General features: G+C 34.1%; 11 protein-coding genes and 1 pseudogene. 10 read left to right on the forward strand and 2 right to left on the reverse strand.

Annotated elements, in window-relative coordinates:
* Window positions 1-880: 880 nt before the first annotated feature.
* Window positions 881-2074, reverse strand: coding sequence for a tyrosine-type recombinase/integrase (locus tag HLX49_RS13845; protein WP_296362603.1), 1194 nt, complete (start codon window positions 2072-2074; stop codon window positions 881-883).
* Between the two features lie 138 nt (window positions 2075-2212).
* Window positions 2213-2773 (reverse strand): helix-turn-helix domain-containing protein, encoded by a 561-nt coding sequence (locus tag HLX49_RS13850; RefSeq protein WP_296362605.1) that lies wholly within the window; start codon window positions 2771-2773, stop codon window positions 2213-2215.
* Window positions 2774-2906: 133 nt separating this feature from the next.
* Here HLX49_RS13850 and HLX49_RS13855 point away from each other — a divergent pair, with 133 nt between their 5' ends.
* From HLX49_RS13855 to HLX49_RS13900, 10 genes and pseudogenes are all read left to right on the forward strand, one after another.
* Complete coding sequence (locus HLX49_RS13855) at window positions 2907-3155, forward strand: helix-turn-helix domain-containing protein (protein WP_296362607.1); 249 nt, start codon at window positions 2907-2909, stop codon at window positions 3153-3155.
* Window positions 3142-3606, forward strand: a complete 465-nt coding sequence (locus HLX49_RS13860; protein WP_296362608.1) for a hypothetical protein — start codon at window positions 3142-3144, stop codon at window positions 3604-3606. Before HLX49_RS13855 ends, HLX49_RS13860 begins: the two co-directional genes overlap by 14 nt.
* A 19-nt stretch (window positions 3607-3625) precedes the next feature.
* Window positions 3626-3937 carry a hypothetical protein gene (locus HLX49_RS13865; RefSeq protein WP_296362610.1) on the forward strand — a complete coding sequence of 104 codons (312 nt, stop codon included), beginning with the start codon at window positions 3626-3628 and terminating at the stop codon, window positions 3935-3937.
* On the forward strand, window positions 3924-4523 hold the full coding sequence (locus HLX49_RS13870; RefSeq protein ID WP_296362612.1) for a hypothetical protein: 600 nt from the start codon (window positions 3924-3926) through the stop codon (window positions 4521-4523). The genes HLX49_RS13865 and HLX49_RS13870 overlap by 14 nt, the downstream gene beginning before the upstream one ends.
* A gap of 17 nt (window positions 4524-4540) precedes the next feature.
* The gene (locus HLX49_RS13875; protein ID WP_296362614.1) at window positions 4541-4777 is read left to right on the forward strand and encodes a helix-turn-helix domain-containing protein; all 237 of its coding nucleotides are present in this window, start codon (window positions 4541-4543) and stop codon (window positions 4775-4777) included.
* 160 nt (window positions 4778-4937) lie between these two features.
* Window positions 4938-7328, forward strand: a complete 2391-nt coding sequence (locus tag HLX49_RS13880) for a DUF927 domain-containing protein (protein ID WP_296362621.1) — start codon at window positions 4938-4940, stop codon at window positions 7326-7328.
* 209 nt (window positions 7329-7537) lie between these two features.
* Window positions 7538-7951: a DUF3102 domain-containing protein gene (locus HLX49_RS13885; protein WP_296362615.1), complete on the forward strand. Its 414-nt coding sequence runs from the start codon at window positions 7538-7540 to the stop codon at window positions 7949-7951.
* A complete protein-coding gene (locus HLX49_RS13890) occupies window positions 7915-9144 on the forward strand; it encodes a phage portal protein (protein ID WP_296362617.1) in 1230 nt (409 codons plus the stop codon). Before HLX49_RS13885 ends, HLX49_RS13890 begins: the two co-directional genes overlap by 37 nt.
* Complete coding sequence (locus tag HLX49_RS13895; protein WP_296362619.1) at window positions 9107-9685, forward strand: HK97 family phage prohead protease; 579 nt, start codon at window positions 9107-9109, stop codon at window positions 9683-9685. The genes HLX49_RS13890 and HLX49_RS13895 overlap by 38 nt, the downstream gene beginning before the upstream one ends.
* Before the next feature lie 2 nt (window positions 9686-9687).
* Window positions 9688-10000, forward strand: a pseudogene (locus HLX49_RS13900) (phage major capsid protein); the annotation flags it as partial.

Here is a 10000-nt window from a genome sequence, read left to right on the forward strand (position 1 = left end):
GTGCCCGCGGAAAGCGAAATAGTTTGACGTAGCGATGATAGGAATTTTTTTAACACAAACAAACCGAACAATTATAAATGAATTGTTCGGTTTTTGCTATTTAGTATTTGCTTATGTCCCAGCCTCTAAATTATTTAAACAGCTTTTTAATCAACTTAAAAATATCAAATGTTGTTTTATCCCGCATGTAAGGTGCCGTAAGCCTCCCACTTCAAGACCTGAGTTGATACAACAGGGTCTAAGTGGGAGAAAACGGCACCTAAATGCCCGATTCGTTCAGGGCCTTTAGGTCATACCCTTGTGGTACTAACATTCAGTAGGAGATGGAAGAAAACTCCTACTGAATGAAGTTTCACTTTATTATATACCTTAATATATGCTGCCTTTTTAGGATTAAGTACCCTCATTCTTCAGCAGATCCAAACCAACCATTCCCTGGCATTAGTTTATCCACGACAAAACCACCTCCTCAACCATAATCGAAACTAGTTACAATAAGGTGGCATTAATTTTTATGAAAAAATAATAGCCCCTTAGATGAATAAGAACCACTAAGAACCAATCTATAATAAAGATTCGCCGTCAAAATGCCGTCAAAAGAATAAAATGAATTAAAAATGCGACTCTTGAAATTTTCAAGAGTCGCATTATATAAGCGTTTATCCATGATGCTGGTGAGAGGATTCGAACCTCCGACCCCTTCATTACGAGTGCGCTACATTGAGAATACTATAACAGTTTCGTGAATGAAAATGTTGATGTATCAGCTTTTCTTTAAGTTGATGCTTTTTCCTATATGCTTTATTTGATACATTTTTATATTTTTATTTTGAGTTTCGCCCCAATTTTCGCCCCAAGCAAAAACACTATATTCATGCGTTTAGACGTTCTTTTTGCCATATTTTTGTTCTAAGATATTAGCGGCATTTTGATCTGCTTCTTGTAAGTAATGACCGTAAGTATTCATAGTAATTTGAATGTCAGCATGTCCTAAACGTGAGGAAATATGTTTTGCGTGTAACCCTTCATTTATTAAAAGTGTTGCAGCAGTATGGCGCAGATCATGAAAGCGAATGGCTTTAAATTTGGTTCGATTTAAAAATCTAGTCCACCATCGGGAGACGCTTCCGGGATAAAATGGTTTTCCGAATTCAACAATCTTTCCTTCTTTTATTTCTTGAGTAGAAAATACAAAATTATAGTATTTTCCATTCCATAATTCAAAAGCTTGTAATTGGTCTTTTTTTCTTAAATGGTTATATTCTTTTAATTCATCCATTAAGAAGCTAGGGAGAGTTATTGTTCTTTCCTCACCATTTTTAGGAGGCTTTAATTCGTAACCTTTTTGTTTTGTATAGTTAAGCGAATATTGTACTTGAATGGTATTCTTTTCAAAATTTACATTTTCCCATAGCAAGCCGAGTATTTCACCACGCCTAAGTCCACCTAAAATAGCTATTTTCACCATTAAGGCATAATGTATTAACTCATTATCCAATAAAGCAAATAATTTATCTACTTCTTCATCTGTATACACTTCATACTTTTTGCTTTCAACTTTAGGTTTAGGAACAAGGGTAACAGGATTTTTCTTTAAAATGCGTAAATGGTTTGTAGCGTAATTGAAAATAGATCGAAGGATTGCATAATGTTTGTAGATCGTAGCGGTTGAAAGTTTTCCTTCCTTCTTATCTTTCCGAGCAGTTTCAAGATCATTAAGATATTTTGTTATATGTATTGGTTGAATGGATTCAAGTTTCTTATGTCCAAATGTAGGTAAAATATGACTATCTAATATATAGTTATACGTTTCAAGAGTTTTTGCAGCAAAATGCTTATTTGCATATAAGTTGCGCCAGTCCTCCACAAAAGCAGAAAACTTAATTTTCGTTGGCTCAATGTATTCACCACTATTTATTTCATTCTCAAAAGCTGTAAGAAGTTTTCTAGCTTCCGTTTTGTTTTTAGCTGCAACTGTTTTCCTTTTTCGAATATATTTTCCATCTATCCCTTGTCCGAGATATACGGTTAAACGCCATTTTCCTTTCCCTCTGTTTTCAACACTACCAGCCATAAAAAATAACCTCCATCAAAAAATGTTGTCCTTGAATACTTTAATTTTAATATAAATAATGTTTAGCAGTTGCAAAGTGTTTCAAGTATAACAGAAGATGGGTTCTACTTTTTTGCCATGATTATAATTTATGTCATTTTACTCACAGCCTTTATAGTTAAACCACTTTTCAAGAAATTCCCTCATATCTTTTATTGTATCATCAATGAATTTTTTTGTTTCCTCTTGGGTAACTGAATCATCTTCAATCACCTCGCCAATGGTACTGTTAAGAATACGAATAAAGCTAGCCATGAATTTTATACCTTCGCTGTCAGAGTGTTTAAGAAAATTTAATACATTTACTAGGTACACTGTTTCCACAAAGTTTAACTCACGACTTAGTAAATCCTCAATATCACTTTTTAATTTTTCTTGAGCATCTTTCGTATTCTTTTTAAATAGATGCCTCATATTTTTGAAAGCTTCTATTTTTTCATCTTCAGTTAGATCAGCCAACATTTTTTTGCCAGTTGTCAAATAAGCCATTGTAACACCAAGTTTATTAGATAGAGACTGTAATGTTTTCGTGCTAGGATTTTTTCTGTTGTTTTCTATGTCACTTAAATATGATCGTGATATGCCCATTTCTTTAGCGAGTTTCTCTTGTGTAAGGTTTCGAGCTTTTCTTATTGCTTTTATATTATCGCCTATTGTCATGTTTTCACCACCTTATATATTAAGAATAGCAAAAAATGACGTCAATAGGAAACATTTTCTTGACATTGTTTTTTGAGGCGTGTATACTTAAATTAATCAATGACGCCGATAGAGTTCATTAGGAGGTGCGAAAATGTTATTTAAAGAGAGCTTTTATATAAAATTAAAAGAGGAACGCCAAAAAAGGAAATGGACACAAAAGGAAGTATCCGAAAAAATTGGTATTTCAAGAAGTTACTATTCCGATATAGAAAACGGCAGAACTTTGCCTAGTAGTAAAATTCTCTTTAAAATTAATAGTATTCTGCCTATTTTTTTGGCAATAAATGACGCCGATAGGATTCAATCAAGGTGGGGAGCTGAAAAAAATGATCTGCGCTAATTGTGGAAAAGCTATAACACTTCATAGTCGTTATTATCGAGCTGGGAAGAATGGTACTGTATTTTGTTCGAAAGATTGCATTCATGAAGCATATGAAGGTTTTTATTCTAAGCAAGAAGTCGATAAAACAATTGAATGCTATGTATTGGAAAGTGAAGAAAATGAGGAGGAGACGGAAAGCATGGAGAACTATAAGGATGAAATATCAAATCAAGCTTCTGCGATAAAAGCGAACTTAGAAACGATTGACGGTCAAATGATGTTTTTAGGAGAACTAATTGAAGATACAGAAAAATATCCAGACGCATCAGCAGAATACATGAAGCGTGGGTTAATACAGAAAAAATTAAACGCTATTTTTATTTTGATTGATGGTCAGTTGAAAGGGATAAGTGAATATCAGGAATGTATTTCAAATCTAGTAAATGATGGTGTATCTGATGATAAATAAAGAAAAGGAGATGGAAAGCGTGGACAATAAAACCTCTTTAAAAGAACTTGTGAAAGTATTGGATACGCAAACGGGAGATTTAAATTTAAAAGTTATTACTTTAAATGATGTTCAAGAAGTTATTGGGCATTTACGTGAGGATATGGACAATATTAATGAACAAGACGTTAGGTTTTATTTTAGAGATTTTCACCAAACCGTTAGGATAATGGACGAACTTTTGAGATATACGGTTGATGAATTAAACCAGGTAAATGTTGAACTACACAATACAATGCAAGCAATCTTTGAAAAAGTGATAAAACAGGAGGTACAGCATGAAGCAAATTAATTCAGATAAGTATTCTCTGTATTTAAATGCATTTATCAGAACGGTCAAAGCTCGGTTAGAAGACGAGCATGACAAGCAATTAATCATACGTAATATCTTCTATGGTGTGAAGCTGATAAACAGTATGCCAAAGAAAAGGGAATATGACGAAATTTTAAGTGCATTTCAATTAGCAAGTGCAATTAAAGGTACAATGGGAAAATTAACACCTAAAGAGTTTATGAATATATTTCCAATTGCTAAAGAATTTGATGGTGATAAATACGAAATGAAGGATTATTTCTACACGAAAGAATATATTGAAACGCTAGATCAAGACAAGCCTATTGGCGAAAATGTTCATGAGTTTCTATGGGAATATATGAATCGGGAGATAATGAATTTTAGTGTAAAAATCTTGTGTCTTATGAGTGATTTAAGACGAGCAGAAGGGCATTTAGGACTATTCGAGGAATTTATGGCTTCTCAAGGTATGGAAACACCAAATACCTTTAAGAATAGTAAAGGAGAAGCAATGTATATTCGGAATGGTAAGCCAGAAAAGATACATGGAACGAAATCAAATCATTTAAAAGTCGTTCACTAATGAAAGGGGAAATAGTAATGAATATAAAAGAAGCTATCAAGCAAAAAGAAATGAAAAACCTACCAACAATCGAACGTACTACCATGACTGTGAAAGAAATTGCTGTTTACTTAGATTTAAGTCCTGATTTCATTTACAAGCTATGTAGAGAAAAAAAGATTCCTCATATCAAGATTGGTTCAAGAACCATGTTTAAAAAAGATACCATTGATAGATGGTTATCTGATCTTGAAAAGGAATCATACCAATTTTAATTGCTTCTAAAGGGGAAACCCTAAGCAATTATAAAAAAACTTACTATAAGTATACCATGAATTATACCATAAAACGCATTTAATATACAAAGTTTTTAGTAAGGGGGTGAACTTCTTGCAGGCTATCACAGCACGTTACACAGAAAAGGTTCACGAATTAATGCCTGGTGCAAAAATCATTAAGTTAATTGGCTATTCCAGAGGAAATAATGACTATCAAACAGCAAAAAAAGCAGCAGAAAAATGGAAAGATGCGGAGTCATTAAATGACGATCAAATAAATAACTGGTTGGAACAAGGCGGTTGGATTGGTGCTGTTATCCCTAAAGGAAGATACTTAATTGACGTGGATGATGATATACAGGGTAAGCTGCTAAAAGAATTACTGGAAGGAGAAAACATTCATCATCATGCTATTAAAACGCCTAAAGGTTATCACTTTATTTTTAAAGAATCAGAAGGGTTTACTCAGTATCAAGGCTATGTAAATGGGTTAGGACTTGTAACGGATGCACGTAAGGCTGGTTCGGGATATGAAGTTTTCCCCACTTTTAACACTGAAGGGCGTTATATTGTCTCAAAAAGTTTAGAACAGCTAGATGAGCCACCACATTATTTGAAAAAAGTCTGGAATGGTCAAAAAGTATCTTCTCCTATGGCTTATCCATATGAAACTAGTGGTTCACGTGATGGTGACTTTTATGACTTAGCAAGAAGGCTTTTAACATGTGGTGTTGATAAGAGTAAGGTACAGGAAAGTCTTGAATTAGCATATAAATACTTTGTTCCATACAAGGAAGATTTTCCCCTTAGAATCATTGCTGAAAAGGTGAATTCAGCTTTTAAAAAAGTTGACGGAGAAAATAACTTTTCCAATAAGAGTAATCCGAGTTTTCAATTTCAAATTGAAGGTGAACAGAAAAATGTGGTTATTCCTAAACCGTTTAAAATTGGTTCTAAGGATACTTTGTTTGAGGAAAAAGAATATAAAGATGGGAATATAGTAACAACGCTTGTATCACGTAAAACGCCATATATAACAAAAGAATTTCATAACGTGGAACGACCGCAAGTATTTTATGAAATTCAATGGAATGACCGCAATAGAACAGTGAAAGAGATCGTTCCAGCTTCTACTATTGCAATTAGAAAAGAATTGCTTGAACTAAGTGACAGGGGATTTTCTGTTAATGAAAACAATGTTAAAAAAATTATCACCTATTTCGATCGGTATTTATTAGCGAATGGCATTAAACAGTATGATGCAGTTGAGAGGTTAGGAGGTATTAAAGGAAGATTCATTCATCCTGTTCTCTCTAATGATATTGAGATCATGGCAATAGATCAAGGTGAAAAGCAAATAAATGAAGGTTTCGAGGTAAAAGGAACAAGCGAAACATGGAAAAATGAAGTATTTGAACGGATTAAACAAAGCCCTAAAGCTGTTTTTATGGTACTAGCAAGCTTTGCAAGTATTGTTATAAAAGACCTAAAAGTACAGCCTTTCATTGTTGATCTCAGTGGAACGACTTCACAAGGTAAAACAACAACTTTAAGAGTAGCGGCTAGCGTTTGGGGAAATGAAAACCTCCTGAATGAATGGAACGCCACACGAGTTTCTATTGAACGTAAAGCAGCATATTTAAATAGCTACCCATTATTGCTTGATGATACGAGAAAAGCTAATGAACGAGTTTTAAAAGATATTATTTATCAGTTCAGTGGTGGTAGATCAAAAGGACGAGGTAGTTTAAAAGGAAGCCAGAGGGAATACACTTGGAACAATATTTTATTAAGTACAGGGGAAGTTTCTCTTAATGAATATGCAAAGAATCAGGGCGGTGCGGCTGCTAGAATTATTCCGTTAATTGACGAGCCACTAAAGAAAGATCAAGACAATATCATACAGTTGTATGAAGGAATGGAAAACAATTATGGTGCAGTTGGGATTGATTTCTTGAAAGTATGGCAAAAACAAAAGAAGGATTTAATTCCTGAATACCATAACTTTAGAAGTCATTATATAGATAAGGCTAAGGGAAATGAAGTTTTAAGCCGTTTAGCAGGATATTATGCAGCCGTTCATTTTACTGGAAGTATATTGAACAAAACGCTAGGGATGGATATAGACTTAAAAGCAATATCACGTCTGTTTGATGAAATAGCAGAGGATAATAAGACAATAGATAAGCCTATGCAATTTTTAGAGGAAATACTAACTGATTTGGATAGTGATAGAGAAAGTATATTAGGTAGATATTTACCAAGAGGAAAAATAAAGGCGATCTACAAAGATAAGCAAAAGCAGTTGTTTTTAACTCCATCTTATTTAACTGAATTTTTAGGAGTGGAAGAAAAACAAACTAGAAAAGAATGGCTCAAACGGGGTATAACTGTACCTGTAGAAAAGAACGGGAAAACGGTAGATTATACGAGAGTGAGCCATAAAGGAACAAGGCATAGAGCTATAGCTTTAAATATGGATATTGTTAAAGAACTGGATTTTGACTTTCAAACTAGTGAAGTGGGACAAAGTGGACAAATGGATTAAAAAAATACCAATTTGTGTCCATCTTCAAAAACCTTATATATCAATGGTTTTGTAGCAAAAAAGGACAAAGTGGACAAAGTGGACAAGAAATAAAACATAAACATGAAAAAGTTTTTAGATTTTTTTAAAACCATATAAGGTGTTATGTTTCTGAAAAACTTGTCCTTCTTGTCCAGTTATTAATAAAACCATTGGGAGAGTAAGAAGCAGTGAAGGGACAAATAAAAAAACATCTTGTCCACTGTGTCCAAAAAATAAATGGAGAAATGCTTAAAAAACCAAGTCACTGTAAGGATTATGAAGTTATTTATAAAACTGGACAAGCTATATTCGAGATCGGTAAAAGGTTGAAGCATGTGAAAGAGAATGATCTTGTGCATGGGGAATTCGGGAAGTGGCTTGAAGATATTGGAATCCACGAACGTCAAGCACAACGTTTGATGAAGGTAGCAAGTGAATTAGGAGATTCAAAAGCGACCACGTGGTCGGAATTACCTTTCCGAGCACTTTACGAAATAGCCACACTCCCACAAGAAGAAAGGGAAAAAGAACAACCTATTACTATTCAAAATAAAGAGGTGAAACAATGGCAGGCTTTTTTGATAAAATCTTTAGGTTTTTAAGAGAACCTAAAGATACAAAACGAGCTGAAATAATGAGTGGTGGAACAGCGATATTCACACCATTCAGCGGAAATGCTTATGAAAGTGATATTTATAGATCAGCAGTTGACGCCATAGCAAGAAATGCAGCCAAGCTTAAAGGGACACATGTAATTACAATGCCAGATAAACGAAAGCAAGGGGAACAACGCTTGAACCGTATATTGCAAGTCAGACCCAATCCATATATGACTGCATATGATCTACTTTATAAGCTAGTAACACACTATTATTTATACAATAATGCATTTGCTTATCTGCAAAAGGATGATAGAGGTAACTTGCAAGCTATTTACCCACTTTCTCCACAGAACATGGAGTATCTAACTGATATGACAGGGGAATTGTATTGTCGTTTCTTATTTGGAAATGGGAAACAAGTAACATTGCATTTATCAGAGGTATTTATTGCTAGGCGTTTCTTTAATAGTAATGACTTGTTAGGAGATACAAACACAGCTATTCTGCCAACACTAGACTTAGCACATACCCAAAATGAAGGATTACAAAATAGTATTAAATCTAACGCTACCATTAGGGGATTATTGAAATATAATCAGGTACTAAGTCCAGAGAAGTTAAAAGAGGAAAAAGAAGCTTTTGTACAGGATTATTTAAGCGTTAGTAATAATGGCGGTATAGCTGCAATAGATTCCAAGTATGATTATGTACCACTTGAAACAACCCCTGTTTCTATTGATGATAAGCAACTGGAAGCCGTAAAGAAAAAAACATATGAGTATTTAGGTATTAGCGAAAACATTGTAAATAGCACCTATACAGAGGATGAATGGGCAGCGTTTTACGAAAGTGTGCTTGAGCCAATAGCAGTACAATTTTCGCTAGAACTTACAGAAAAGCTATTCACTGAACGTGAGCAAGCATTTGGAAATTCTATCATATTTGAAGCAAATAGATTGCAGTTTGCTAGCAATACAACTAAGACAAATATTTTAAAAGAGCTTACTCCATTTGGCTTATTTACTATTAATCAAGCATTAGAAATATTAAATTTGCCACCTGTTGAAGATGGTGACAAGCGACTTCAAACATTAAACATGGTGAATACAGATATAGTAGATAAATATCAGCTTAAAGAGAAAGGAGACAACCAAAATGAAGGAACTAAGGATAGCAGAAATAAGAGCAGCTAATCCGGTAGGAGAAGGCAGCCTTATCTTAACTGGTAGACCGATTGTTTACGATCAGCCTACCACTATAAAAGCACCATTCGGGGAATATATTGAGGTTATACAGCGTGGAGCATTGGATAACGCTGATATATCAGACGTTAGACTATTGTATAACCATGATATGAATAAAATTCCTTTAGCAAGAACACCAAAGACAATGCAATTGGCGTTAGATGCGGCAGGATTAACGCTAAGGGCAGAATTACCTAATACCGAAGATGGGAAAAGCGTTCATACGGCAGTAGAACGTGGTGATCTATCGGGAATGAGTTTTGCATTCAAAGTACCAAAAGACGGCAGTCACTTTAATGCAAAAACAAATACTAGAACTATAAGCAAAATAGAAAAAGTCTATGAGTGCAGTATTGTAGCTTTTCCAGCATATCCACAAACAAGTGTAGAAGCTAGATCAGCGATAGAAGGAACATGGCAAAAGCTAAAAGCCCCAGAAAGAAAAGCAGCTAAAATAAAAATTAATCAACTATTAATGAGGAGTGTTTAATAATGAATTTTAAAACAGTACAGGAAGCATTTAACCATTACCGTAATTCAACTTTAGAGGAAATCGAAACAAGAGCAGCACAGATCAAAGGAACTATTGATACAGACCCTGAAGCAGATATTGCAGCAATTAATATTGAAATTGAAGGTTTGAACCAAGCAAAGAAAAATATCCAAGAAAAAGAAACTAACAAACAACCAGAGGAAAGAAACTTCAATCCGATTACTGGTATGAAATTCAATCAAGTGGAGCAAGTGCCAAAAGAAAACATTTTCGGAAGTGCAGAATACCGTAGTGCATTCTATAAAACTATGT

The sequence above is a fragment of the Virgibacillus sp. genome (assembly GCF_013393565.1).
GTDB lineage: Bacteria > Bacillota > Bacilli > Bacillales > Amphibacillaceae > Virgibacillus > Virgibacillus dokdonensis.